This is a genomic window from Paraburkholderia fynbosensis, assembly GCF_902859935.1.
In the GTDB taxonomy this organism is placed as follows: domain Bacteria; phylum Pseudomonadota; class Gammaproteobacteria; order Burkholderiales; family Burkholderiaceae; genus Paraburkholderia; species Paraburkholderia fynbosensis.
On sequence record NZ_CADIKI010000028.1, the window covers coordinates 58,818 to 85,606 of the forward strand.

General features: G+C 62.2%; 21 protein-coding genes and 1 pseudogene. 14 read left to right on the plus strand and 8 right to left on the minus strand.

The window, feature by feature from the left end:
* Window positions 1-476 precede the first annotated feature (476 nt).
* The gene (locus HV770_RS33450) at window positions 477-779 is read left to right on the plus strand and encodes a hypothetical protein (RefSeq protein ID WP_175165757.1); all 303 of its coding nucleotides are present in this window, start codon (window positions 477-479) and stop codon (window positions 777-779) included.
* A 235-nt stretch (window positions 780-1,014) separates the two neighbouring features.
* Here the strand turns inward: HV770_RS33450 and HV770_RS33455 are convergent, their stop codons facing one another.
* A complete protein-coding gene (locus HV770_RS33455; protein ID WP_175165758.1) occupies window positions 1,015-1,194 on the minus strand; it encodes a DUF2934 domain-containing protein in 180 nt (59 codons plus the stop codon).
* A 581-nt stretch (window positions 1,195-1,775) separates the two neighbouring features.
* On the opposite strand from HV770_RS33455, the gene HV770_RS33460 reads away from it, so the two are divergent.
* The gene (locus HV770_RS33460; RefSeq protein WP_246291444.1) at window positions 1,776-1,910 is read left to right on the plus strand and encodes an RNA chaperone Hfq; all 135 of its coding nucleotides are present in this window, start codon (window positions 1,776-1,778) and stop codon (window positions 1,908-1,910) included.
* Between the two features lie 95 nt (window positions 1,911-2,005).
* Here the strand turns inward: HV770_RS33460 and HV770_RS33465 are convergent.
* The 7 genes and pseudogenes from HV770_RS33465 to HV770_RS33495 form a co-directional block, all read right to left on the minus strand.
* Window positions 2,006-2,365: pseudogene (locus HV770_RS33465) on the minus strand (IS6 family transposase); the annotation flags it as partial.
* Window positions 2,366-2,385: 20 nt separating this feature from the next.
* Complete coding sequence (locus HV770_RS33470; RefSeq protein WP_175165759.1) at window positions 2,386-3,405, minus strand: ABC transporter ATP-binding protein; 1,020 nt, start codon at window positions 3,403-3,405, stop codon at window positions 2,386-2,388.
* A complete protein-coding gene (locus HV770_RS33475) occupies window positions 3,402-4,403 on the minus strand; it encodes an ABC transporter ATP-binding protein (protein ID WP_175165760.1) in 1,002 nt (333 codons plus the stop codon). Before HV770_RS33475 ends, HV770_RS33470 begins: the two co-directional genes overlap by 4 nt.
* A 1-nt stretch (window position 4,404) precedes the next feature.
* Window positions 4,405-5,355 carry an ABC transporter permease gene (locus HV770_RS33480; protein ID WP_343048384.1) on the minus strand — a complete coding sequence of 317 codons (951 nt, stop codon included), beginning with the start codon at window positions 5,353-5,355 and terminating at the stop codon, window positions 4,405-4,407.
* A 1-nt stretch (window position 5,356) separates the two neighbouring features.
* Window positions 5,357-6,292, minus strand: coding sequence for an ABC transporter permease subunit (locus tag HV770_RS33485; protein WP_175165761.1), 936 nt, complete (start codon window positions 6,290-6,292; stop codon window positions 5,357-5,359).
* A 17-nt stretch (window positions 6,293-6,309) separates the two neighbouring features.
* Complete coding sequence (locus tag HV770_RS33490; protein WP_175165762.1) at window positions 6,310-7,926, minus strand: peptide ABC transporter substrate-binding protein; 1,617 nt, start codon at window positions 7,924-7,926, stop codon at window positions 6,310-6,312.
* A gap of 130 nt (window positions 7,927-8,056) precedes the next feature.
* Complete coding sequence (locus tag HV770_RS33495) at window positions 8,057-10,750, minus strand: TonB-dependent receptor plug domain-containing protein (RefSeq protein ID WP_175165763.1); 2,694 nt, start codon at window positions 10,748-10,750, stop codon at window positions 8,057-8,059.
* Window positions 10,751-11,821: 1,071 nt separating this feature from the next.
* Here HV770_RS33495 and HV770_RS33500 point away from each other — a divergent pair.
* The 12 genes from HV770_RS33500 to HV770_RS33555 all read left to right on the plus strand — a co-directional run bounded on the left by HV770_RS33500 (window position 11,822) and on the right by HV770_RS33555 (window position 26,654).
* On the plus strand, window positions 11,822-12,433 hold the full coding sequence (locus HV770_RS33500; RefSeq protein WP_018417496.1) for a MotA/TolQ/ExbB proton channel family protein: 612 nt from the start codon (window positions 11,822-11,824) through the stop codon (window positions 12,431-12,433).
* 24 nt (window positions 12,434-12,457) lie between these two features.
* Entirely contained in the window at window positions 12,458-12,877 is a 420-nt protein-coding gene (locus HV770_RS33505) for an ExbD/TolR family protein (protein WP_018417497.1), read from the plus strand.
* On the plus strand, window positions 12,874-13,617 hold the full coding sequence (locus tag HV770_RS33510) for an energy transducer TonB (RefSeq protein WP_175165764.1): 744 nt from the start codon (window positions 12,874-12,876) through the stop codon (window positions 13,615-13,617). The genes HV770_RS33505 and HV770_RS33510 overlap by 4 nt, the downstream gene beginning before the upstream one ends.
* Before the next feature lie 176 nt (window positions 13,618-13,793).
* A complete protein-coding gene (locus tag HV770_RS33515; RefSeq protein ID WP_425497533.1) occupies window positions 13,794-15,692 on the plus strand; it encodes an extracellular solute-binding protein in 1,899 nt (632 codons plus the stop codon).
* Between the two features lie 7 nt (window positions 15,693-15,699).
* Complete coding sequence (locus HV770_RS33520) at window positions 15,700-16,752, plus strand: microcin C ABC transporter permease YejB (protein WP_175165766.1); 1,053 nt, start codon at window positions 15,700-15,702, stop codon at window positions 16,750-16,752.
* Entirely contained in the window at window positions 16,706-17,821 is a 1,116-nt protein-coding gene (locus HV770_RS33525; RefSeq protein ID WP_175165767.1) for an ABC transporter permease, read from the plus strand. Before HV770_RS33520 ends, HV770_RS33525 begins: the two co-directional genes overlap by 47 nt.
* Window positions 17,818-19,464, plus strand: coding sequence for an ABC transporter ATP-binding protein (locus HV770_RS33530; RefSeq protein ID WP_175165768.1), 1,647 nt, complete (start codon window positions 17,818-17,820; stop codon window positions 19,462-19,464). The genes HV770_RS33525 and HV770_RS33530 overlap by 4 nt, the downstream gene beginning before the upstream one ends.
* Window positions 19,461-20,900 carry a TldD/PmbA family protein gene (locus tag HV770_RS33535; RefSeq protein WP_175165769.1) on the plus strand — a complete coding sequence of 480 codons (1,440 nt, stop codon included), beginning with the start codon at window positions 19,461-19,463 and terminating at the stop codon, window positions 20,898-20,900. Before HV770_RS33530 ends, HV770_RS33535 begins: the two co-directional genes overlap by 4 nt.
* Window positions 20,897-22,285 (plus strand): TldD/PmbA family protein, encoded by a 1,389-nt coding sequence (locus tag HV770_RS33540; RefSeq protein WP_246291437.1) that lies wholly within the window; start codon window positions 20,897-20,899, stop codon window positions 22,283-22,285. The genes HV770_RS33535 and HV770_RS33540 overlap by 4 nt, the downstream gene beginning before the upstream one ends.
* A gap of 94 nt (window positions 22,286-22,379) precedes the next feature.
* Window positions 22,380-22,901 carry a GNAT family N-acetyltransferase gene (locus HV770_RS33545; RefSeq protein ID WP_246291440.1) on the plus strand — a complete coding sequence of 174 codons (522 nt, stop codon included), beginning with the start codon at window positions 22,380-22,382 and terminating at the stop codon, window positions 22,899-22,901.
* On the plus strand, window positions 22,898-23,461 hold the full coding sequence (locus HV770_RS33550) for a GNAT family N-acetyltransferase (RefSeq protein ID WP_175165771.1): 564 nt from the start codon (window positions 22,898-22,900) through the stop codon (window positions 23,459-23,461). Before HV770_RS33545 ends, HV770_RS33550 begins: the two co-directional genes overlap by 4 nt.
* A gap of 7 nt (window positions 23,462-23,468) precedes the next feature.
* Window positions 23,469-26,654 (plus strand): multidrug efflux RND transporter permease subunit, encoded by a 3,186-nt coding sequence (locus tag HV770_RS33555; RefSeq protein ID WP_175165772.1) that lies wholly within the window; start codon window positions 23,469-23,471, stop codon window positions 26,652-26,654.
* Window positions 26,655-26,789 lie beyond the last annotated feature (135 nt).

Genomic DNA, 26,789 nt, shown 5'->3' on the forward strand with positions numbered 1-26,789 from the left:
GAACGTTCCACCGCGACCACCATCCGGTTAACAAACGCGGTCTAGCGGCCCCGGTATGTGAAGGCCCGTCGTTCTGCGCATGGATCGCCGGCCTAGCCGGCGGAGCGTTCCGCTTTGGGAAGCGCCTGGCCGCGCTTATGTCGGGAAAACTAAAGGGCGCCTTGCGGTTCAAGTCTTGGCTGCGGGCCTCGTTCCCCAGGATTGAAGCTTTGACCGCCTGCAGGTTCAATACGACAAACTTTTCGTAAGCGCCAAAGCCAGTACTAAGAAATCGGTAACTCCACTGCAGCGCAGCGGCATTCGCATGCTGGCGGGCGGCCCGTCCCCTGTGCACGATAGCTTGGCTGTCACCGGTCAGTGATGAAATGAAGGACTTATGCCAAGGCGAGACGCGGCACGGGAAATGCGGTAACCAGGACGACGGACTGCACCGACCCGGGTCGCAGCCGGTCGCTCTGCATACCGAGGAGTCCATCATGCGAGTTGCGACGAAAGGAATCTTGCTTGCTTCGGCGTTAATGTTGAGTCTGTCCGGCGCCGTCTGCGCGCAGGGTGCGGGAACAAGTGGTGGAGGGGGTGCCGGTGCAGGTCAGGGTGGCACCGGAATGGGAACGCCGAATGCAAACGGCGCTACCGCGTCACCATCCGGCGCGTCCGGCGCAAACACCATGGGTAAGTCGGGGGAGATGTCGCAGAAACAGATGAAGCCGAAAACGCAGAAGAACGGTGGCATGAACGCGCCCGCCTCTGACAGCAGCGGAATGAAGAAGACTTACTGACAAGAGCGTCGCGGGAGGCATCCTGTTTAAGCTGCCAGGTCAGCCTCGCTGTCAGGAGCGTGGTGCGGCAGGACATCAGCGACGGGGGAGAGCGTCCGGGACGTCGAGTGGTCGGCGCAAAGCGACAACGAAGAGGCTCGTTGCGAGCCTTGCGCCGCTGTCGCTGCGCCTTCAATAATTGCAACTCGACTACGCGGCTTACGACGGCTCTTCGTCAGCGCCCTGCCGGTTTTCGTCACAACGGCAGCCGACCCTTCAGGTCGGCTCCGCCCCCGCCGGCCTCGGATTCTTCCTCTTCTATCTGTGCCCGGGCTTGCTCCCAATACTCGTCGGCGCGACCGTCGGGGCTGCCGTCTTTTTCCCAGAGCTCGTAGGCCCGTATACGAATCTTCTCTTCCCGCGAAACGTTATCCATTGCACTGTCCTCCAGAGATTTTTCGCGAGCAGCTACTCGTGAAAGTTGCTCAGCGTGCCAGTTTCACAGCCGAAGGCGAAGGCGTCGACGCGAGAGCAGAAAGAGCCGCGCCGGCGAACGTGTGGAAGCAAGTGGCGTCCGAGTCATGCGTGATGACGCCGCCGCGCGCTTCGCGTTGACTTCGAATCTCGCCGCTTACTGGCGCATTCTATTTTTTCGACAGGCGCTCCCGCTCGACTCCGCCTTGAAAGTATGATGCCCGGCGACCCGGCGCCGTAGGCGGCGAAAGGACAGGCTCTCTCATAGACAGGTTTGATATTCGCGGCTTGCCTGTCCTTCGGCCCCATCTTCACGTCGAAGCTGACTTCTGATTCTCTTGCAGCGACTTGACCCTTCTGCGCCGTCAGAGAAATGAGCGAAAAGGTCTTCACTGTCATTGAACCACTTTACTGTACCGGTTACCACCATTGTGTCCAAAATCGAAAAGGCTGGCGGCTTCAGGTATCGCCGACAATCCAAGGACCATCGCCGTGACCTCGAACATGACCGGACGCCCAAGCGTACAGGACGATTTTTTGCAGATGTTCTTGAACGACAGGAGCACCGAAAACGTGTTTCTCGTGAACGGCGTCAGACTGGGCGGCCAACTGGTCGCCTTTGACCAGTTTGCAGGGCGCTGTCATGTTGACGATTTCAGGGCAAAGCGATGCAGGTGAAGGGGTCGCTCGGAACACAGCAGACGGAGTTTGGGCGATGCCAGTGAAAAGGCGCAATGAGTCAAATCGTGCGGCGAGGTGCTTGGATAGAGGGAAGCGCGCAGCACACGCCTGAAGAAACGTTTGGCGGCGGCCTTGTCGCGCCGCTTTTGCAGTAAGAGGTCGAGTTCGACGCCGTGCTCGTCGACTGCACGCCACAGGTACGGTTCGCCACGCAGGGTGACAAACATCTCGTCGAGGTGCCACGTACTGCCCGGCTTGCAACGAACGGCCTTCACACGTTTTGCGAAATCAACGCCGAACTTGTCTATCCTCCGACGGATCGATTCGTGGCTAACGACCGCGCCGCGCTCGAACAGCAACTCCTCGATACCGCGAAGGCTAAGCTGAAAGCGAAAATACCAGCGAACGGCGTGGCTGATGATCGATGCCGGAAACCCCGACCGTGCAAGCAGGAGGGTCCATGAAACAGGCGCTATTCGATAGGAACGGGAACCCGGATGCACGCAACCCGCCGTGCGTCACCTTGCAGGGAAACCGCCTGCGGTTGCCCATCGCCGCATGCGTCGATCGCGGCGGGGCAGCGTGTGCGGAACGCGCATCCCGACGGCGGTTGCAAGGGCGACGGAATCTCGCCTTGAAGCAGCAGATGCCGTCGCGCGCGCTCGACGGTCGGGTCGGGAACCGGTACGGCCGACAGCAATGCACGGGTATAGGGATGCGCAGGTGCCGCGTACAGCGCGCGTTTTTCGCCGAACTCGATCACGCGCCCCATATACATCACCATCACGCGATGGCTGATTGCTTTCACCACCGCCAGATCGTGTGCGACGAACAGCAGCGACAACGACAGTTCGCGTTGCAAGTCGCGCAATAGATTAACGATTTGCGCTTGAATCGACACGTCGAGCGCGGACACCGGTTCATCGCAGATCACGAGTTGCGGCTCGCTGATCAATGCCCGTGCAATTCCGACGCGCTGACATTGTCCGCCCGAAAACTCATGCGGATAGCGCCGCAGATGCTGCGCATTCAGGCCGACGCGTTCGAGGATGGTCAGCACGCGAGCGCGCACATCGGCGCGCGCGACATCGGGCCGATGCGTGATCAACGGCTCCGCGACGATCTGCTCGATCGTCATGCGCGGATCGAGCGACGCCAGCGGGTCCTGAAAGATCATCTGCACGTCGCGCCGCAAGATGCCGAGATCACGCTTCGCGCCCTGCACTGTTTCGACGCCATGAAGCTTGACGCTACCGCCCGACGCAGGCACGAGACCGACGATCGCGCGCGCGAGCGTGGACTTGCCGCAGCCGGATTCACCCACCAGCCCGACGGTTTCGCCGCGCCGTACATCGAACGACACGCCGTCGACAGCGCGCAGCATGGCCTTGCCAGACCACGGTAATTTGCCGCGCGGCACGCTGAAATGCACCTTCAGTTCGTTCACCGACAGCAGCGGTTCGGTACTGTTGCAAGCGAAATGCCGGTTCATCGAACGGCCTCCAGAATGGCTGAAACCGGACGGTGGCACGCGCGCAATGCGCCTGCCAGATCGCTACGCGCATCGAGCGACGGCACTGTGGTGCGGCAAGTATCGTCTGCAAACGAACAACGCGGTGCGAACGCGCAACCCGCGCCGATTTGCCCCGGCAAAGGCGGATTGCCCGGAATGGTTTGCAACGGGCGGTCGTCGTCGTCGGTGATGCGCGGCAGCGCGTTCAACAGGCCGATCGTGTACGGATGGGTCGGCGCGGCGAACAGCGCGCGCGCGTCTGCCTGCTCGACGGTGCGCCCTGCATACATCACCATCACGGTATCGCACAAACCGGCGACCACGCCCATGTCGTGCGTGATGAGGACGATTGCCGTGCCGCGCTCGCGATTCAGTTCGCGCAGCAATTCGATAATTTGCGCCTGAACGGTGACGTCGAGCGCGGTAGTCGGTTCGTCGGCAATCAAAATTTCCGGTTCGGACAGCAACGCCATCGCAATCATCACGCGCTGGCGCATACCACCGGAAAACTCATGCGGATACATGCCGATGCGGCGTGCAGCATCGGGAATCCGCACCGTGTCGAGCACCTCGATGGCACGCCGACGCGCTTCGCGACGCGACAGCTTCTTGTGCAATTGCAGCGATTCCGTCATCTGCCGTTCAATGGTCAAAAACGGATTGAGCGCCGTCATCGGGTCCTGAAACACCATGCCGATCCGGTTGCCGCGAACCCTGTTCAGCGCTGCGTTGTTCATCGTCAGCAGATCGCCGCCGTCTTCGCCACGATACAGTGCGGTGCCCGACACGCTGCCGTTCGACGACAGCAAACCGAGCAGCGCCATCACGGTCTGACTCTTGCCCGACCCCGATTCGCCGACGATGCCCAGCGTGCTGCCCGCGTCGAGCGAAAACGACACGCGTTGGACCGCATCGACCGGCGGTCCTTCACGGCGCGTGAAGCGCACACTCAGGTCCTTCACTTCGAGTAGCGCCATGTCAATGGTCCTTGGGGTCGAGAGCGTCGCGCAAACCGTCGCCGACGAAGTTCACGCAATAAAGCGTCACGCACAGCATGACGGCAGGGCAGAGCAGCAGCCACGGCATCGATTCGAGTTTTTGAGCACCGTCTTCGATCAGCACGCCCCAACTCGTCATCGGTTCCTGGACGCCGAGTCCGAGAAACGACAGCACCGATTCCGTCAGCACGATCGACGGCACTGTGACCGTGGCATACACGACCACCACGCCGATCAGGTTCGGCACGATATGCCGCGCGATGATGGCGCGGGTGCTGACGCCAGTCGCACGCGCCGCGTCGACGAATTCGCGCGAACGCAGCGACAGCGTCTGACCGCGCACCACGCGCGCCATATCGAGCCACGAAAACGCGCTGATGGTCAGCACGACCAGATAGAATGCGCGGCCGAACAGCGTCATCATCATGATCGCGATCAGCATGTACGGAATCGCGTACATCACGTCGACGACGCGCATCATGACGGCATCGACGCGTCCGCCCATGAAGCCGGCTGTCGCGCCCCACGCGACGCCGATCAGTCCGGACACCAGCGTGCCGAGCAAACCGACTTCGAGCGATACGCGCCCGCCCACCAGCGTGCGCGCGAGCAGGTCGCGACCGAGTTCGTCGGTACCGAACAGATGCATGCCGAGCCACGACGGCGGCAGACTGATCGATCCCCAGTCGCTGTCGACCGGATTGTTGGGCAGAAACAGCGGCCCCGCAAAGCATGCGACGACGATCAGCAGCAGGATCACGAGACTTGCAAATGCCGCCCGATTACGCAAAAAGCGCATGCCGGCAATCGCGAACGGTCCGCGCGAAGCCTTCGTGACGATGCCGCCGGACAGACAGCCGCCTGCGGACGCCGCATCGGCCGGCGGCGCGACGAACGCACGCGCGGCCAGGTTGAATAGACGAATCTTCATGTCAGTACCGGATGCGCGGATCGAGCCATGCGTAAGCAAGATCGACCAGCAGATTGAACAGGACCGCGAATGCCGTGATCAATGCGACCAGACCGAGCACCAGCGTGTAGTCGCGATTGATCGCGCCGTTCACGACCAGTTGCCCGAGACCGGGCAGCGCGAATACGGATTCGGTGACGACCGCGGCGGTGATCGACGAAATGCACAGCGAGCCGAGTAGCGATACGACCGGCATCAGCGCCGGTTTGAGCGCATGACGCAAGACGATGGTGCGGCCGGCCAGACCTTTCGCGCGCGCGGTCCGGATGAAATTGCCGGACAGCACTTCGATCATGCTGCCGCGCATCACGCGCGCAATCGTCGATACGTTGATAATCACGAGCAGTACGATCGGCAATACGCGGTAGTGCCAGTCGCCATCACCCCAACCGCCGGCGGGCAGCAGACCATGCTCGCCGCGCTTGATCAGGATCGCGAAGACCCACACCAGCACGGGGCCGAGGATGAATGGCGGCACCACACTGCCGAGATTGCCGAGCAACATCACGCCATAGTCGATCACGCCATTGCGGCGCACCGCCGCAACCGTGCCGAGCGCCACACCGATCACCAGCGCGATCGGCACCGAAACGCCGCCGACGCCGAGGCTGACCGGTAGGGCTTTCCACACCAGTTCGCTGACCGACCAGTCCGTGTAACGGAACGACGCGCCGAGATCGCCGTGCAGCAGCGAGTCGATATACAGCAGATACTGCTTCCACAGCGGCTGATCGATGTGGTATTTCGCGTCGAGATTGGCAAGCACGGCCGCCGACAGATGCTTCTCCGAATCGAACGGGCCGCCGGGCGTCAGGTGCAGCAGCAGGTAGCACGCGGTGATCACGGCGAGAATCGTCGGGATCGCCCATAACGCGCGGCGCAACGTATAAGCCAGCATGGCAAGGCTCCTTGCGCTCAGTGCTTGATGATGTACATGTCCTGCGACTGCCGCTGATCGACGTAGTTGGTCGGCGAATAGCCGCCCACATACGATTTCACGAGCCGCACCGCCGAGTACTGGAACATCGGAATCAGCGGATAGTCGTTCATCGCCATGTCGTGCGCCTGCGTTAGCATCGCGGAGCGCTTCGCTTCGTCCATCTGCTGGTTCGCCTGATCGATCAACGCATCGACCTTCGGATTGCAGTAGTGCTGGTCGTTCTGCACGCTGTTGCAGCGGATCAGGTCGAAGAACGACATCGCGTCGTTGTAGTCGACGAACCAGCCGTCGCGCGACGCCTGCACCTTGCCGTCGTGGCGCATTTTCAACAGTACGCGGTTCTCGACGTTTTCGAGCTTCACGTTGACGCCGAGCTTGGTGCGCCATTCCGACGTCGTGAATAGCGCGACCTTCTTGTGCAGGTCGTTGGTGTTATAGGTCAGCGTGAACGTCAACGGGTTTGCAGCGGAATAGCCCGCCTGTTTCAGCAGGTCTCGCGCGGTTTCGATGCGTTTCGCCATCGGCCACGCGGCCCAGTCGGGCTGGAATTGCGCCGCGCCTTGCGTGCCTTTTGCAATCAGGCCGTACAGCGGCAACTCGCCGCTCGCAGTCAGTTTCGACGTTAGCAGGTTGCGGTCGATCACCATGGACAGCGCCTCGCGCACGCGCTTGTCCCTGAAGGCCGGGTCGGCGTTGTTCAGCGAGTAGTAGTAGGTGGCGATAAACATCCCGGTCTTCAGTTCGGAGCCGAACTGCTTGCTCACCTGGTTATAGATGCCGGACGGAATCGAATACGTGTAATCAAACTGGCCGGCCTGATACATCCGCATTGCCGTTTCGTCGCTTTCGATCGGCAGATAGGTGACTTTCGTGATCGCGACCTTGCTCGCATCCCAGTACTTGTCGTTCTTTACCATCACGAGACGGTTGCCCGGTTGCCAGTCGCTCAACGCATACGCGCCGTCGCTGACCATGTGGCCGGGACGGGTCCATTCGTCGCCGTACTTCGCGACCGTCGCGCGGTTCACCGGCGCCATCGTCGACATTGCGGTCAGTTGCGGAAAGAACGCGGTCGGGTCTTCGGTCTTGACCTCAAGCGTGTACGGATCGACCGCGCGCACGCCGAGACTGGAGAGCGGCGCCTTGCCCGCCAGAATCGCCTTCGCGTTCTTCACGAACTCGACCAGGATCGTGTATTTCGAGCCGGTCTTCGGATCGACCACGCGTTGCCATGAATAGACGAAATCGGCGGCCGTGACCGGCTCGCCGTTACTCCAGCGCGCGTTGTGGCGCAGCTTGAAGATCCATGTATCGGGCGCGCTGCGGCTCCACGATTGCGCGACGCCCGCCACGACCGCACCGTCGGCGGCGATTCGCGTCAAGCCTTCGAACAGGTCGAGGCCGATGGTATTCGCGGCCCAGGATTCGATATGCGCGGGGTCGATGGATTCTGCCTCGACGGGTGTTTGTCGCGTGAGTTCCTGGGTGGCTGCGAGCGTGACGCCGGGCGGGATCGTCACGGAGTGGGCGGGAGAGAGAAAGGCGAGCGCCAACGCGGCCAACGCCGCCCGACTGGCGTGAATCGGTTTCATTGCGTATTCCAAGTGGCATCCGAAAAGCAAAAAAGCTGGCGGTGCGCGAGGCACCGCCGCCAATCCTCTTCAACAACGAAGAAGAGGCAAGAGGAGACCTACGGTCCTGCGATCAAGCCCGCTGCGACGATCAGAAGCGGTAGGTCGCACCGATCTGGAAGAAGCGGCCCAGATTCGTGTACAGCGACTGGTCGTAGCCGGTGATGTCCGGCGTTGCTTGCCACTCCACGTCGAACGGCGGCTCCCTGTCGAAGATGTTCTGGATGCCACCATAGATCGTCCAGTTCTTGAAGCCGCGATACGTCATCATCAGGTTGAACTGGCTATACGACGCCACCGAACCCGTGCCACCGTCGCCGAACTCGGCTGCCACTGCATTGGTGTACGGACCCGTGTACTGCCAGCTCAGCGTCGTGGTCATCTTGCGGTAATCCCACGTCAGGCTCGTGTTGCCCTTCCAGCGGGGATTCGACGCACCGAACGGTTGCAGCAGCGCGAGGTTGTTACCCGCGAAGTCCTGCGTTGCAGCGCCCGGGCTGTTCAGTTTGAAGTGCCACACGTACGCCCAGTCGCCCGACAGCGTGAACGTGCCGTACTTCGTGCCGACCGACTTGCGGAAGTTCATGTCGAAGCCGTCGGTATCCAGCGAGCCGAGGTTGACGAACTGCTGCGCGATGTAGCGGACCGTGCCGTCAGGATTGCGCACGACTCGCGACGGGTCGTTGGCATCCAGCACGGCATTCGGATCGTCGGTACCGATGACGCCGTCGATATGAATCTTGTAGAACGCTGCACCGATATCGGTCGACGCATCCGGCGACAGTTCGAAGCCGATGTTGTAGTTCTTGGTGTGCTCCGGTTGGAGGTTCGGATTGCCGTTGATCTGTTCCGTCGTGAAGTGCTTGGTCGGCACGCCGCTCGGGTCGTTCGGATCGACGAGGTTCTGGTGAGCCAGGTAGGTTGCCTGCGAGTTTTCGACCAGCGTCGGCGCGCGGAAACCACGGCTGTACGACGCGTATGTCGTCAGCATCTGCACCGGTTGGAAGCGCAGTGCGAAGTTCGGCGAGAACGCGCCGCCGAAGTCGCTATAGTGGTCATAGCGGCCCGCTTGCGTGAACGTCAGGTTGTGGATGATCGGAATATCGATCTGGTAATACGCGGCCGCGACGTTGCGTTCACCGTCGACGGACTGAACGTTCGCCGGCACGACGATCCCTTGCGACGAGTACGTGCGCGCGTTGATCAGCGAGCTTTCGTGACGGAATTCCGTACCGAAACCGATGCCGACTGGGCCGGCGGGCAGGTTGAACAGATTGCCGGTCGAGGTCTTCGCCGTTACGCTGTCGAGCTTCGAGATCGCCTGCTGATAGTCGTTCTGAAACAGGCCGTTCAGACCGTTCGGTGTCGATGCCGGGTTCGCGAAGTTGTAGCCGCCGTTCGGGCCGAGGATGTTTTCAAGCGCGGCCGTGTTGATCATGTTCGAGTACGTCGTATCGACCGTGCTCTGCGAATGACCATAGTCCACCGACCAGTCCCAGTCGCCGATCTTCGCCGTGGTGAACGAACCCTTCACGCCCGTCGACGCCTTCCAGAACGTCGACACCGTGTCTTCCCGCGCGGCAACGCCCGGGAAGGTCAGGTTGATCGGCGTATCGACACCGTACGGGTTGTACGGATTCAGCGCCGACACCGTGCGGTCGAGTTGCGACACCGAGCCGGTCGCTGGATTGAAAACGTTCGACGTGCTGCTGATGGCCGGGCTGCCGAAGTACTGGACCGTCTCGTTGCGGCTCGCCCACAGGTCGGCGTAAGCCTGTACATCGTCGTTGATCTTGAAGGTGCCACGCACCTTCGCGTTCATACGCGTCGTCTGCGGAATCAGCGAGTACGTGTTCGCGTTCTTGTACACGCACGATGCGCCCGCCGCGTTAGTGCTGCCCGGAGGGCATGGGCTCAACGCGGCGGTCGAGCCGTCGGGCAGTTGCCAGAATGACTGCTGGTTCGGACCCAGAGGACCCGCCGACCCGCCAGGGAACTGACTGAAGTCTTCGTTTTTGGTCATGTCGCGCTGGTCAAGCGTCGAACCGGAATCGCGATAGTAGCTGGCGGCTGCCGTCACATTGAAACGATCGGAGTTCAGGTCGCCGAAGCCGCCGAGCACGCTGAAGTTGCCCTGACCGTCACCCGGATGCTGCGCCTTGCCGAGCTGCCCGTCGATCTGAAGACCCTGGAAGTTCTTCTTCGTGATGATGTTGACCACGCCGGCAATTGCGTCGGAACCGTATTCGGACACGGCACCCGTCTTCACGATTTCGATGTGATCGACGATGTTCAGCGGGATTGTGTTGACGTCGAAGAACGTGTCGGTGAAGTTCACCGCCTGTGCGTAGTTCGCGACGCGTTGGCCGTCCACCAGCACCAGCGTGTACTTCTCGGACAGACCGCGCAATGCGATCCCCGAGCCGCCCGGCGCGGTGCCGTTCATCGTCGTGGAACCCCAACTGGACGCGGAGTTGGCAGACATGCCGCGCAGGAAGTCGGCCACGGTCGTGAAGCCGCTTTGCTGGATTTCCTTTGCTGTAACGGTCTGGACTTCGACGTTGCCGGTCTTGTCCGATGTGCGGATCAGCGAACCGGTGACTTCTACTTTTTCGAGCTTGCTGACGGCGGGGGGAGTCGCCGCCGCTGGCGTGCTTGCGGCCGTCGGAACGGCCGCCGTATCAGGTTGGCTTTGTGCGTGTGCCAGCGGGACGAACGCCGCTGTCAACACCAGCTCGGCTCCGATGATTCTTTTGATGGCTGAGGCCAATCGCTTTTGTTTCACTTCCGCTCCTTCTTGTTGTTGAGGCCACTTCCGTTGAACGATCACGCAAACGCAGGCGCGAGTTGCGCATGCGCTGCAGTGCGTTGACGTCAGCGAGTTCTTCGCTGTCCGGCGCATCCCCGCGCCGTCCCGCACATCCCGTCCAGGGTGCGTCGCCGATCGTGTCGGACGCGCGCCTTGGTCTTGAAGCGAGCGCAGCAAGAGCACGAGATATGCCATGTGCGAGGTCGCGGACCGTCGGAAAGGCCTTGAACGGCCTCCGCAAATGCATCGAAGCGATTGATTTGCTTAGGAATTAAGACTTACGAAAATTTTCGTTACGCCGTAAGCGTGGAAACAGATCGTTCCTCGTGCGTGTAACAGAACACAAAAAAATTTCAATTAAAAAAGAATACAGCCCCGTGGTTCTTTGTCGTTACGATTGGTGCGGGATTCGCACCGCGCGAATGCGTTAATTCCGAAATGGTGCATTAGATAAAAATGGATAAAACGAAGTTAAATTCCCTAATTTTGTGCAATCGAAGTGCATTAGAAATGTTAAATAATTAATGTAAGAAAATGACCGGTAAGAGGGTTCGCGTTGCGCGGTGCTTCTTTTGGAGCCGGGATTGGTCGGAAATTGGTATTGGTGATGCAAGCATAAAGAAAGCAACTAGAACGATAGATGTAATAAAGTTGGCTATATCACATTGGGCGTTGCACCAAGGCGTTTCAATAGCGATTTTTCGCACCATTTCGGCAATAGGGGATTAAGGACCTTGCCAGGATAAGTCTTCGAAAGCGGCTTTACGCCATTCCAGAAGTCAATTTGTTTTGCTATACGCGGGTGCGAGCGCAACGCAGGTCTCCGGGATGCGAATTTTTGTTACGCTACGTAAAGCAATGAAATAAAAGGCAAAGCGTCCGTGTAAGAGATCGGCGACGTCTTTACGGAGCAATCAGGTGCTCGACCTGGTACGGGCTTTGCATGGGTGGCAGGCCTTTTTTAGCTGGCGACCCATAAGGCAGCCGGCATCTCGATACCCACCGTTATTCAACGGCCGCTTGAGCCTGTACTAACCGGAGTCCGCAGTGCTGAATACCCTCATTAACTACTCGATCCAGTCGATGGGTCTGATCCCTCTCCTCGCGTTCATCTTCCTGCTCGGCATCGCGATCATCATCGAACGATTCATGTTCTTCTCGCGTGCCGTGCGTGCCGGCAGGACCCTCGAACATGACCTGAAACTCGTCGATGCAGCCAATCCCGACGATGCCGCCAAAGTGGCCGAGCACTACAAGCAGACCGTGCAAGGCGAACTCGTGAAGTCGGCGATGAAAGTGAAGGGCAAGAGCGAAGCCGTGGTCGAACGTGAGATCGAGGAAACGATCATGTTCCAGTTGCCGCGTCTCGACCGTAACCTGTGGATTCTCGACACGGCCGTGACGCTCGGCCCGCTGCTGGGTCTGCTTGGCACGATCATCGGCATGGTCGAATCGTTCAACGTGCTCGGCACCAGCGGCACCGCGAACCCGAACGGTGTGACGGGCGGCATTGGTCACGCGCTGACGGCCACCGCGTGCGGGCTGACCATCGCGATCATCTGCGTGATCTTCCTGAACTACTTCAACAAGCGTATCCGGATGACGGTCAACCAGTTCGACCTCATCAAGTCGCTGCTCGTATCGCGCTTCGCAGTCTGACGCCGGCACTCAAGGAGACGGACCATGCGAAACCATCGCAGCCATTACCTCGGCGGTGAAGAGAAAGCGCGCATCGAGATCATCCCGATGATCGACATCATGATGTTCCTGCTGGTGTTCTTCATGCTCGCGACGCTGAAGATGATCCAGGGCACAGGCATCAAGCTCGACCTGCCGCAATCGAGCACCGCCGAGCAGTTGCAGCAGACCGTCAAGCTATCGATCGGCGTGACGAAGACAGATGAAATCTATCTGGATTCGAAGCCCGTGACGCCGGAAGAACTGACCGCGCGTCTGCAAGGTCTGGTTCACGACTCGAAGAAAGTGGATGTCGCGATTGCCGGCGACGAAGGCACGAGCTACAAGAATATCGTCAAGGTGATGGACCTGGTGCGCGCGGCGGGCATCAGTTCGGTTGCATTGGCCACGAACCCGACGACATGAGTTCACCGGCCATCGACATGAAAGATCCGCAAAACCGCCTGGACGGCGCACTCTGGGCATCGACGACGCCGGCGCATCACGGTCGCATGCCCATGAAGCTGGCGATCGGCGTTGCGGTGCTGGTCGAGGCGCTGGTGATTCTGGGCGTATCGCACATGAAGTTCCAGCCGCCGCCGCCTCCGCCGCCGAAGGAGATGCGCGTGCAGATTGCGCCGCCGCCTCCGCCACCGCCGCCGCCCGAGGTGAAGAAGCTCGAGCCGCCGCCGGCGCCGCCAAAAGCGCAGCCGAAGCACGAAATACCGAAGCCGACCCCGACGCCGCCGCCGCCGCGACCGACGCCACAGCCGGTGATCCAGCCCACGGCGAATCCGGCTCCGAACGCTCCGGCGGTCGCGTCGCCGACACCTGCGCCTGCACCCGCTCCGGCACCGGCCGCGTCGCCGGCGCCACCCGCGCTGCATGGCGTGGTGGACGGCCGCGGTCATTGCCAGTCGGTGCAGCCGGTGATTCCGCGCAAGGCATTGACGGACGGTATTTCGGCGGACGTCATCGCGCATCTGACGATCGGTACGGACGGCAAGGTCAGCGACGTAAAGATCATGCGCGTCACGCCGCCGACGTCGGTGTTCAACGAAGCCGTGATTGCCGCAGGCAAGGCGTACAAGTGCGAGAAGAATGCCGAGCCGTATGTCGGTGAAGTTCAGTTCTCGTTCAAGACCACACCGTCCGACGACGAGTAACCACGACGAGTAACGACGACGAATAAGCTCAGCTTCGACGCGAACTTCCGGCCTTCGCAATTTACCCATCCGGCCTTCAACCCGGAACCGCGCGAGCGGTGGCTACCCGCCGCTGCCCGCGCGGTTTCGAAGCATCGCGCGTCGGTTACGAGCCGATGCGCGTCCAGACACGCATGATGACAACCGACAGGTTTCGAGGCCCGTGCGCGCGCGTCGTTAAGATGCTCGCGGCGCGGGTTGCGGTGACGCTCGTCGCGGGGATGCTGGTCGTGCCGTTGACGACCGCGCCCGCGTTCGCGAGGGCGTCGATCGCGCAGTACGACGCGCCGAAGTATCCGTCCGGGTTCACGCATTTCGATTACGCGGACCCGAATGCGCCGACCGACGGCACACTGGTTTTCCAGAACTACGACGAAGCGCAAAGCTACGATTCGCTAAATCCGTTCCTGACGCGTGGTGCGCCGGCGCCGGACATCCTGCATCTGATGTTCGATACGCTGATGCAGCGCAGCTGGGACGAACTCGCGTCGGAATACGCATTGATCGCCGACGACGTCGAGGTGGCGCCGGATGGCAAATCAGCGGTGTTTCATATCGACCCGCGAGCGCGCTTTTCGAACGGCGATCCGATCACCGCCGACGACGTCAAGTATTCGTTCGATACGCTGACCAGCCCGCAGGCATCGCCGCTGTTCAACTCGCAGTTCGCGGTGATCAGCCGCGCCACGGTGCTCGACCCGTCGCGGGTGCGCTTCGACTTCAGGCACGTGGAACGCGACGCGCCGTTGATCGCCGGCGACCTGCCGGTTTTCTCGCGCAAGTGGGCAATGCAAGCCAACGGCACGCGCATCGCGTTCGATCAGTTGACCAACGTGCCGCCGGTGTCGAGCGGCCCGTATCTGATCGAGCAGCGCAAGAACGACACGCAGATCGTCTACCGTCGCAATCCGGCTTACTGGGCCGCAAATTTGCCGTCGCGGCGCGGCATGTACCATTTCGCGCGCGTCGCGTTCAAGCTCTATCACGATCATTACACGCAGCTCGAATCGCTGAAAGCGCTCGATACCGACGTAATGGTCGAATACAGTTCGATGCAATGGGCGCGCCGTTATATCGGCAAGAACTTCGAGAACGGCGCGTTGCAGCGCAAACTGTTTCCGGATCACGGCGCGCAGATGCAGGGGCTGATGTTCAACACGCGCAGGCCGATGTTTTCGGATGTGCGGGTGCGGCATGCCCTTGCACTCGCGTTCGACTACGACTGGCTGAACCGGATGACCTTCTACGGCCAGTACCGGCGCACCAACAGCTACTTCGACGATAGCCCGTTCGCCGCGCAAGGCGTGCCCACCGATGCCGAGCTCGCGCTGCTCGACCCGTATCGCGCGAGTTTGCCGGCGGCCGTGTTCGGTCCAATGGTCAGGCAGGCCGACACGATTGCGCCGCACACGTTGCGCGAGAACCTGCGCGAAGCGCGCGGCCTGCTCGCCGAAGCGGGTTGGACGGTGCGCGACGGCCAGTTGCGCGACGCGCACGGCAACCCGATGTCGATCGAAATCATCGACGATCAGCCTGGCATGGATCGCGTACTGTTGCCCTATATGCGCAACCTGCAACTGCTCGGCATCGATGCGCATATGCGCGAGATAGATAGTGCGTTGTATCAGAAGCGGATCGACAACTTCGAGTTCGATATGACGACGTTCGTCTATCTGCGCGTGACGATTCCCGGCTCCGAACTGGAGCGTCGCTTCAGCAGCGCATCTGCGTCTCAGATCGGCTCGGAGAACTATCCGGGCGTGAGATCGCCGGCGGTCGATGCGCTGGTGCGCGCGGTGATGCGCGCGAACACGCTGAACGAACTCGAAACCGCGACCCATGCGCTCGACCGCGTGCTGATCAACGGCTATTACCTGGTGCCCGAATATTTCGCGCCGGATACGCGGATCGCGTACAAAAGCGCCCTCGGCTACCCGTCGGTGACGCCGGTCAGTTTCCAGGGCGAGGACTGGATCGTCAGCTACTGGTATCGCAAGACGCCGTCCGCTGCGGCCAATACCGCCGAGGCGAAGTGAGGGGTTTATGTTTATCTACATCATCAAACGTCTGCTGCTGATGATCCCGACGCTGATCGGCGTCGTTACGCTGACTTTCTTCGTGACCCAGTTCGTGCCGGGCGGCCCGGTCGAACAGATGATGACGCAGTTGCGTCACGGCCAGCAGCGCAGCGGCGAAGGCGGGGGCGGAGGCAACGCTTATCACGGCAGCCAGGGCGTCGATCCGCAGCAGATCGTGCAGATCAAGAAGCAGTTCGGCTTCGACAAACCGCCGCTGACGCGCTATCTGAAGATGCTGAAGGACTACGCGAGTTTCGATCTCGGCCAGTCCTACTATCACCATCAGAGCGTATGGGCGGTGATCCGCTCGAAACTGCCCGTGTCGATCACGCTCGGGTTATGGACGGTCGTGCTGACCTACATCGTGTCGGTGCCACTCGGGATTGCGAAAGCGGTGCGCAACGGCTCGCGCTTCGATACCGCCACCAGCGTGATGGTGCTGACCGGCTACGCGATTCCGGGCTTCGTGTTCGGCGTGCTGCTGCTGATGCTGTTTGGCGGCGGCACGTTCTGGCAAGTCTTCCCGATGCGCGGCCTCACGTCCGATAACTTCGACGAACTCAGCGCGTTCGGCAAGGTGCTCGATTATCTATGGCACATCGTGTTGCCGGTGACGGCGTCGGTGGTTGGCAACTTCGCGATCGTCACGATCCTGACCAAGAATACGTTTCTCGAAGAGATTGGTCGTCAATACGTGCTGACCGCGCGGGCGAAAGGCGCGCCCAAGCGTGACGTGCTGTGGAAGCACGTATTGCGCAATGCCGCGATTCCGCTGCTGACCGGGTTGCCCGCCGCGTTTATCGGCGCCTTCCTGAACGGTAACCTGCTGATCGAAACGCTGTTTTCGCTCGACGGCATGGGCCAACTGTCTTATGACTCGGTGATCCGCCGCGACTATCCGGTCGTGCTGGGTTCGCTATTCCTGTTCACGCTGATTGGTCTCGTGACCAAACTCATTGCTGACGTCTGCTATGTCCTCGTCGACCCCCGCATCCAATTCAACAGCCTGGACCGATGAACTGCCGCCCGGTGCGTTGCCGGTGTCCGTGTCGCCTGGGCGACGCGTATGGCAGCGTTTCCGCCAGCAGAAGCTCGGTTACTGGAGCCTGTTCGTGTTCGCAACGCTGTTCGTGCTGAGCCTGCTCGGCGAAGTGCTCGCAAATGACCGGCCGTTGATGGTCCGTTACGACGGCCATTACTATTTTCCGATCGTTAAGGACTATCCGGAAACGATGTTCGGCGGCGATTTTCCGACCCGCGCGAACTATCTCGATCCGTTTATCCGCAAGCAGTTGACGGAGAAAGGCAACTTCGCGATCTACCCGCCGAATCACTACCACTACGACACGATCGATTACTTCGCGACGCGGCCGTTTCCGGCGTCGCCGTCCGCGACCAACTGGCTCGGCACCGATCAATACGGCCGCGACGTGCTGTCGCGATTGCTGTACGGCTTCAGGCTGTCGGTGTTGATGGCGCTTGCGCTGACAGTGTCGGGTATCGTGCTGGGCGTGCTGGCGGGTGCGTTGCAAGGCTTTTACGGCGGCCGCACCGACCTGATCGGGCAGCGCCTGATCGAAGTATGGAGTTCGATGCCGGACCTGTATCTGCTGATCATCTTCGCGTCGATCTTCGAGCCGAGTTTGTGGCTGCTGTTTATCCTGCTGTCGATGTTCGGCTGGCTGGTGTTGTCCGACTATGTGCGCGCCGAGTTCCTGCGCAACCGTTCGCTCGATTACGTCCGCGCCGCGCGCACGATGGGTTTGAGCAACTGGCAGATCATCTGGCGTCATCTGCTGCCTAACAGCATGACGCCGGTGATCACCTTCCTGCCGTTCCGCATGAGCGCCGCGATTCTGTCGCTGACGAGTCTGGACTTTCTGGGGCTGGGTGTCGCACCGCCCACGCCGAGCCTGGGCGAACTGCTTCAGGAAGGCAAGAACAACCTCGACGCATGGTGGATTTCGATGTCGGCGTTTGCCGCGCTAGTGATCACGTTGTTGCTGCTGACGTTCATGGGCGACGCGTTGCGCAATGCGCTCGACACGCGTTCGCGCGGGTCGGCGTTCGGCGGGGGAAAGCGATGAGCGACGCAACGTTGCACAAGCCTTTGCTGGAAATCGACACGTTCTCGATCCGTTTCGGCGACAAGATCGCGGTTCGCGAACTGAACCTGACGATCGGACGCGGCGAGCGGGTTGCGCTGGTCGGCGAATCCGGTTCGGGCAAGAGCGTCACGGCGCTGTCGATCCTGCGCCTCGTCGAACATGCGCAGACCCGCGGCGAGATACGTCTCGACGGCGTCGATCTATTGCAGAAAACCGAGCAGCAGATGCGCGGGATTCGCGGCGCCGACCTCGCGATGGTGTTTCAGGAGCCGATGACCGCGCTCAATCCGCTGTTCACGATCGGTCAGCAGATCGCCGAAAGCCTGCGTTTGCACGAAGGTTTGCGGCCGAACGCGGCGCACGCACGCGGCATCGAACTGCTGCGCCGTACCGGCATTCCCGAACCGGAACGGCGGATCGACAGCTACCCGCATCAACTATCCGGCGGACAACGCCAGCGCGCGATGATCGCGATGGCGCTCGCGTGCCGTCCGCGCCTGCTGCTCGCCGACGAACCCACTACCGCGCTCGACGTCACCGTGCGTCAGCAGATTGTCGATCTGCTGATCGAGCTGCAGGAACAGGAAGCCGCCGATCGCGGCATGGCGGTGCTGCTGATCACGCACGACCTGAATCTCGTGCGCCGCTTCGCCCAACGGGTGGCGGTAATGGAAAAGGGTGTGCTGGTCGAAACCAATACGACCCAGGCGCTTTTCGCAGCGCCGCAGCATCCCTACACGCGGCGGTTGCTCGACAGCGAACCGCATCGCGAGATCGAGCCGATCGAACCGCACGCGCGTCGGGTGCTCGAGGTGCAAGGCCTCGCGGTCGATTACCGGACGGCCGCGAAAGGCTGGCGCTCGCTGTTCAGCGGTTCGACGTTTCGCGCAGTGCACGACGTCGATCTGACGCTGCGTCGCGGTGAGACGCTTGGCGTGGTCGGCGAATCGGGCTCCGGAAAATCGACACTGGCGGCGACGCTGCTCGGTCTGCAACGGCCCGCCGCCGGTCATATCCACATCGACGGCGCGCCGTTGTCGGCTTTGCGGGGCGCGAACTCGCGCCGCGCGTTGTACTCGCGGATGCAGGTGGTGTTTCAGGACCCGTTCGGGTCGCTATCGCCGCGTATGACGGTCGAGCAGATCGTCGGGGAATGGATCGAGGTGCACCGGCCGGAAATCGACGCGCGCACGCGCCGCGCGCGGGTGGGGACGATGCTCGAAGAAGTGGGCATGCCGCAAGAATCGATGCTGCGCTATCCGCACGAGTTTTCCGGCGGGCAGCGGCAGCGCATAGCGATCGCGCGTGCGTTGGCGGTCGAAGCGGAAGTGCTGATTCTCGACGAGCCGACCAGCGCGCTCGATGTGTCGATCCAGCAACAGGTGCTTAAGTTGTTGGCGGGCTTGCAGAAGAAGTACCGGTTAAGCTATCTATTGATCACCCATGATCTGGCGGTGATGCGTGCGATGGCGCATCGCGTGATCGTGATGAAGAACGGCCGCGTGGTCGAGGCGGGAGACACGCTCGACGTGCTGCATGCGCCGTCACATCCTTATACGCAGTCGTTGCTCGCCGCGTCGATGATCGCGCCGGAGCACGACGAACCCGAGGTATTGCAATGAGCGAATCGCGTTGGGCGCAGGCCGCCCGTGCGTTGAAGAGCAACGCGGCGTTCTGGTCCTTACGGATTGTCGATGAACAGATCGACGACCACGAAGTGCGCAACGACGTCGCGCAGCCGCTGCGCACGCAGCGCGAACGCGGCGCCATGCTGACCGCGTGGGCCGGCGCGGGCGCAGGCTATGCGGCAACCACGGATCTGTCCATCGCGGGCTTGCAGGCTGCGCTCGATATCGCGACGCAACGTGCGCTGGCGAGCGCCGGCGCATCGCTGAGCGACCATCGCACGGTGTCGCGCGAAGCGCTCAGCGGCGCGTATGTCTCTCCCAATGCCGACCAGCCGCTGCCGACGCGCGCCGAATGGCTCGCGCGTCTCGCGCACGAATGCGCCGCCGCGAAAATCGACGACCGGATCGTCGAGCGCACGGCATCCGTGCAGATTACGCGCACCGAACAGGTTTATCTGACCAGCGACGGCGCGCGAATCGACCAGCGCTTTTGCCTCGTGATGCCGGAAATGAGCGTCGCGGCGCACGCGAACGGCGACACGCAGGTGCGCACGCTCGGCGGCAATTACGGCACGCTCGCGCAAGGCGGCGTCGAAGTGCTGGACCGCTACGCGTTCGACGGCGCAGGCGTGCGGCTCGCCATTGACGCGCTGACCTTGCTGGCCGCGCCGAACTGTCCGGCTGGTCCGCGCGACCTGCTGCTGATGCCCGATCAGATGATGTTGCAGATTCACGAATCGATCGGGCATCCGCTCGAACTCGACCGGATTCTCGGCGACGAACGCAACTTCGCCGGATGGAGTTTCGTGAAGCCGGACATGTTCGGCACTTACCGTTACGGCTCGGAACTGCTCAACGTGACATTCGATCCGTCGTTGCGCGACGAAGCCGCGTCGTACGCATTCGACGACGACGGCACTGAAGCGCGCAAACAGTATCTGATTCGCGATGGCGTGCTCGAACGTCCGCTCGGTGGCGCGCTGTCGCAACAGCGCGCAAAGATGGCGGGCGTCGCGAATTCGCGTGCGTCGAGCTGGAATCGCGCGCCGATCGACCGGATGGCGAACCTGAATATCGAACCGGGAACCAGCACGCTGGGCGAAATGATTTCCGGCATCGAACACGGCATCCTGATGCGCACCAATACGTCGTGGTCGATCGACGATCACCGCAACAAGTTTCAATTCGGCTGCGAGTTCGGCCAGTTGATCGAAAACGGCAAGCTCACGCAAATCGTCAAGCAACCGAATTATCGCGGCATATCAGCGAATTTCTGGCGCAGCCTGAGCGCGGTCGGCAATGCCGGCACGCGCGAAGTGTTTGGCACGTCGATGTGCGGCAAAGGCGAACCGGCGCAGCTGGTGCGCGTCGGCCATGCGTCGCCGCCGTGCGTGTTCACGCATGTCGATGTATTCGGAGGCGCGCGATGACTACCACCAATGCGGTCAATGCATCGAGCGGCTTCGATTTCGCCTCGAACGCGCAGTCGCCGGATTGGCACGCGCATTTCGCGCTGCTCGCCGATGCGATCGACACGTTGCTCAGCGGCGACGAAGTGGCGTTGACGCGGCTGTCGGCGGAGCAATCCGACTTTATCCGCTTCAACCGCGGCAAGGTTCGGCAGATCGGCCAGGTGTCGCAAGGCAAACTGACCCTCCGCCTGATCGACGGCGCCAGGCAGGCGTATTCGAGCTTCACGGTGTGCGGCGATCCAGCGACGGATCTGCGCGATATCGCCGATGCGCTGAATACGTTGCGCGACGGTTTGCGCGATGCGCCCGACGACCCGCATCTGTTGTACGACGCCACCCAATGGACCCAATCGACGCGCCGCAGCGGCAAGCTGCCCGCGCCCGACGCACTGTTGCGGATCGTCACCGAAAGCGCGCGCGGACTCGATTTCGTTGGCTTCTATGCAGGTGGCTCGATGGTGCGCGGCTTCTCGTCGTCGCGCGGCAGTCGTGGCTGGTACGAAGTCAGCAACTTCAGCTTTAGCTGGTCGTTGTACGACCCGAGCGGCCGTGCGATCAAAAGCACGTACACCGGCGACCACTGGGACGACAGCGTGTTCGCCGCGAAGGTAGAACAGGCCGCCGCACGTTTGCCGGTGCTTGGACACACGCCGCGCGCGTTGTCGCCGGGGCGGTATCGCACGTATTTGGCGCCGTCGGCGATGCTGGAACTGGTCGGCACGGCGTCGTGGGGCGGGTTTTCCGCGCGCGCGAACGCCACCGCGCGCAGCCCGTTTTACGGGCTGCACAGCGGCGAAGTCGCGCTCGATCCGCGCGTGTCGATGACCGAAGACCTGAGCCTGAATATCACGCCGCGCTTCAACGAAGACGGTTATCAGCGCGACAGCGTGCCGTTGATTCACGACGGCCGCAACGCCGGGCAACTAACCAACGCCCGTAGCGCGCGCGAATACGGATTGACGCCGAACGGCGCGCTCGCCAGCGAAACGCCCGAGTCGCTGGCGATGGCGGGCGGCGATCTCGACGCCGCCGATATCCTTGCCGCACTCGATACCGGGCTGTATGTCGGCAATCTCTGGTACGTGAATTTTTCTGACCGGATGAATTGCCGGCTGACCGGCATGACGCGTTTCGCGACGTTCTGGGTCGAACGCGGCCAGATCGTCGCGCCGGTCGACGCGATGCGTTTCGACGACAGCCTGTACCGTTTGCTGTCGAGCGAACTCGAACGTCTCGACGCCCAGCCGGAACTGCTGCTGAACGATGGAACATGGGGCGAGCGGCAGACCGGCGGCTGGAAACTGCCCGGCTTGCTGGCACGCTCGTTCGAACTGACGCTGTGAGTGAGTTTCCGATGACAGATTGAAGGCCATAACAATGACAGAACCAACGACAATATTTGAGAGCACGACACGGTTCGGGGCCGAACCGGTCGAGATGAGCATCAGGCCGCTGCATCCGGACGACGCCGCGCAACTCCACGCACTGCATTCATGCCCCGGTGTGATGCGCCAGAACCCGATGCGTCCGTATCCGACCTTGCAGCAGACTCAAGGCTGGCTCGCGAAGCTCGCGGCGCCGTCGATGGCGATTGCAGCGCTGGTGGGCGATACGCTGGTCGGCTCGGCCGATCTGCATCCGGGCGCGCTGCGTCGCGCGCATAGCGGCTGGCTGGGTATCAGCGTGCACGACGATTGGCAGGGCAAGGGCGTCGGCACGCGGCTGATGGCCGAACTGATCGATGCCGCCGACAACTGGTACGGGCTGCGCCGACTCGAGCTGAACGTGTTCGCCGACAACCATCGCGCGATTGCGCTGTACCGCAAGTTCGGTTTTTCGCACGAAGCGACCTTTCGCGGCGCCGTGCTGCGCGACGGCATGCTGATCGACTCGGTGTTCATGGGCCGCCTACGCGCGCCGATGGGTCATCTGCAAGCGGAAATCGAGGCGGCCGTATGAACGTCTCGTTGAAACCCGACACGGCGCATGTGATTGTCCGCGCCCGCGAAGTGTCCGACCTCGACGCGATCACTTCGTTGATGAACTGCCCCGGCGCGCGGCATGGCACGTTGCAGACGCCGTATCGCTCGAACGCGACGGTCGGGAGCTGGCTCGAAAAAATGCCCGCGAACACGCTCGGACTGTGCGCGGAGGCGGGCGCTCGCGTGGTCGGGATGATCGACGTGTTGCCGCGCATGCACCGGATGGCGCATTGCGCGGGAATCGGTATCGCCGTGCATGACGATTACGTCGGGCGCGGCGTTGGCACGGCGCTGCTCGCGGCGGCCGTCGAGTGCGCGGATACGCTGCTCGGCCTGCGTCGGCTGGAGTTGACCGTGTTCGTCGACAACTACCGCGCGATCGCTCTGTACCAGCGCTTCGGTTTCGTCGAGGAAGGACGCTCGCCAGCGTTCGCGATGCGCGACGGCAAGCTCGTCGATGCATTCCATATGGCCCGTTTCGCCGATGCGCCGGTGTTCGCTTCGCCGGTCGCGCTCGCACCGAACCCACACGCGTGAGCATGCCTTGGCTGCCTTTTTTATCGACCGACCGGTCTTTGCGTGGATTCTGGCGCTTGCGGTAATCATCGCGGGTGCGCTCGCCTTGACGCAACTGCCGGTCGCGCAATATCCACGGCTCGCGCCGCCGCGTATCGTGATCGACGCCGTCTATCCGGGTGCATCGACGGAAGCCGTGGATGCGAACGTTGGCAGCATCATCGAAGAAAGTCTCGACGGTGCCGACGGGATGCTTTACTACGAAACCGGCAGCGACGGCCTCGGCAACCTTGAAATCGCGGCGACCTTCGCGCCCGGCACCAACCCAGATATCGCGATGATGGACGTGCAGAACCGGCTCAAGCAGGTCGAGCCGCGTTTGCCGCAACAGGTGGTGCAGCAGGGTATCAGCGTTTTCAAGGCCGCCAACACGTTCCTGATGCTGGTCGCGCTGACATCCACCGATGGCACGCGCGATTCCGCGCAACTGAGCGACATCCTCAGCCGCGACATCATGCGCGAACTGAAGCGCGCGCCGGGCGTCGGTTCCGCGCAACTGTGGGACGCCGACGAAGCGTTGCGCGTCTGGCTCGATCCGATGAAGCTGCGCGAATTCGGCCTCGCCGCATCCGACGTCAACGCCGCGATTGCCGCGCAAAACGCGAGCGTCGCGGCAGGCACACTCGGCGACGCGCCGCTGGCGGACGGCCAGCAGCTGACCGCGTCGGTGAACGTCAAAGGGCAGTTGCTGTCGCCGGAGGAATTCGGCCGGATCGTGCTGAAAGCGCACCCCGACGGCTCCGCAGTGCGGCTTGCCGACGTCGCGCGGGTCGAGATCGGCCGCGACAACTATACGTTCTGGTCGCGCCTGAACGGCAAGCCGTCGGCGACGGTCGGGATTCAACTCGGGCCGCGCGGCAACGCGCTCGAAACATCGGGCGCGATTCGGGCGCGGCTCGCGGAACTGGCGAACCGTTTGCCGCCGGGCGTCGCGGTTCAGGTGCCGTTCGATAGCGCGCGCTTCGTCAACGTTGCGATTCACGAAGTGCTGATCACGCTGGCCGAGGCGATCTTGCTGGTGTTTCTCGTGATGTGGCTGTTCCTGCGCGATCTGCGCTACGCGTTGGTGCCGACAGTGGTGATTCCGGTCACGCTGATGGGTGCGTTTGTCACGATGTACGCATTCGGCTTGTCGATCAACGTGTTCACGATGTTCGGCCTCGTGCTGGCGATCGGCATTCTGGTCGACGACGCGATCGTGGTGGTCGAGAGCGTGCATCGCGTGATGGACGAAGAGGGCATGGCGCCGCGCGACGCGACATTGAAAGCGATGAAACAGATCGGCGGTGCGATCGTCGGCGTGACGGCGGTGCTGACCGCCGTGTTCGTGCCGATGGCGTTCTTTCCTGGCGGCGTCGGTGGGATCTACCGGCAATTCGCGGTCGCGATGATTGCGTCGATGCTGGTGTCGTCTTTCATGGCGCTTTCGTTGACGCCCGCATTGTGTGCGAACCTGCTGAGCGCGCCTGCCCAATCGGTCCGTCAGCGTGACGCGCGACGCGGCTTGCGTGGCGTTGCCGCCCGCCTCTCGACGCGTTTCGAACAGGGCTTTGATCGCGCATCGCGCGCCTACCGGGCCATGACGGCCGCCGCGATGCGCAGGGTCGGGCCGCTGCTCGCGGTGTATGCGGTATTGCTGCTGCTGTGCGGCGCGTTGTACTGGCGGATGCCGGGCGGCTTCCTGCCCGTCGAAGACCAGGGCCAGCTGCAGGTGATGATCCAGTTGCCGGCCGGCGCGACGCAGGCGCGCACGCTCGCCGTCGTCGAACAGACCGAGTCGATTTTGCGCATGCAAACGGCGGTGGCGAACGTGACAAGCGTGATCGGCTGGAGTTTCGAGGGCAGCGGACAGAACGTCGCGATGTCATTCGTCACGCTGAAAGACTGGGACCAGCGCGGCGTTGATGCGATGACGCTGCGCGACACGTTGAACCGGTCGTTCAGCCGGATTCTCGACGGCAACGTGCAGGCGCAATTGCCGCCGTCGGTGCCGGGCGTCGGGCATTCGGACGGCTTCACGTTCCGGCTCGAAGATCGCGGCGGCTTGGGCCGCGACGCGTTGAAGGCCGCCCGCGACCAGCTTGCCGAGCGCGCGAAGGCCGATCCGTCGCTGGCGTCGATTCATTTCGAAGATCTGCCCGACGCGCCGCGTATCGAAATCGACGTGGACCGCGCGAAGGCGTACGCGCTCGGCGTATCGTTCGACCGGATTGCGGACGTGTTTGGCAGCACCTTTGGCTCGTACTACGTCGACGATTTTCCGGCGGGTGGCCGGATGCGCCGCGTCCTGGTGGCGGGCGATGCGTCGACGCGGATGACGGAAACCGATCTGCTGGCGTTGTCGGTGCCGAATCAGTCGGGCGCGATGGTGCCGCTGTCGTCGTTTGCGACACGCCGCTGGACCGTCGGGCCAGTCGCATTGACGCGCTACAACGGCTATCCGTCGCTCGATCTGAACGGCCGTGCGGCGAGCGGTGTCAGTTCGGGGGCGGCGATGGAGGCGATGGAGCGGCTCGCGGTGAGCTTGCCTGCGGGCATCGCGTTCGACTGGGTCGATGCGGCGCACGAAGAACGCGCGGCGGCGCGGCTGACGCCGTTGCTGCTCGGACTGTCGCTGCTGGCGGTGTTCATGGCGCTGGCCGCGCTATACGAAAGCTGGACGATTCCGCTGGCGGTGTTGATGGTCGTACCGCTCGGCGTAGTCGGCGCCATTGCGGCGATGCTGATGCGCGGCATGCCGAACGACGTCTACTTCAAGGTCGGGATGATCACAGTGATCGGCTTGTCCGCGAAAAACGCGATCCTGATCGTGCAATTCGCGCGCGACCTGAGCCTGCGCGGCGTGCCGCTGACGCGCGCGGTGATACGCGCAGCGGGCGCGCGGTTTCGCCCGATCGTGATGACGTCGTCGGCGTTCCTGCTGGGCGTCGTGCCGCTGGTGCTGGCGAGCGGCGGCGGTGCCGAAAGCCGCCGGTCGATCGGTACGGGCGTGTTCGGCGGCGTCGTGACGGCGACCTTGCTCGGGTTGGTATTTGCGCCGGTCGCGTTTCAGGCGGTGGCGGTGGTCGCGCAGCAAGGGCCGCGCGGCGCGCTGCGGCGCTTGCGTGGCTATCGGCGCCAGTCGCGCGGATTGACTCGCGATGTCGGCACATGATCGGCCCACGCGCTGTCGATCTTCCGATACGCACGTTCGAGGTCTTCTTTTTCGAAGCCGAGCCGCTCAAGGTGTCGCGCTGTGCAGATTGTGCGGCTGGTAATTCGCCATTACGCGATGTAGTTGCAGCACCTT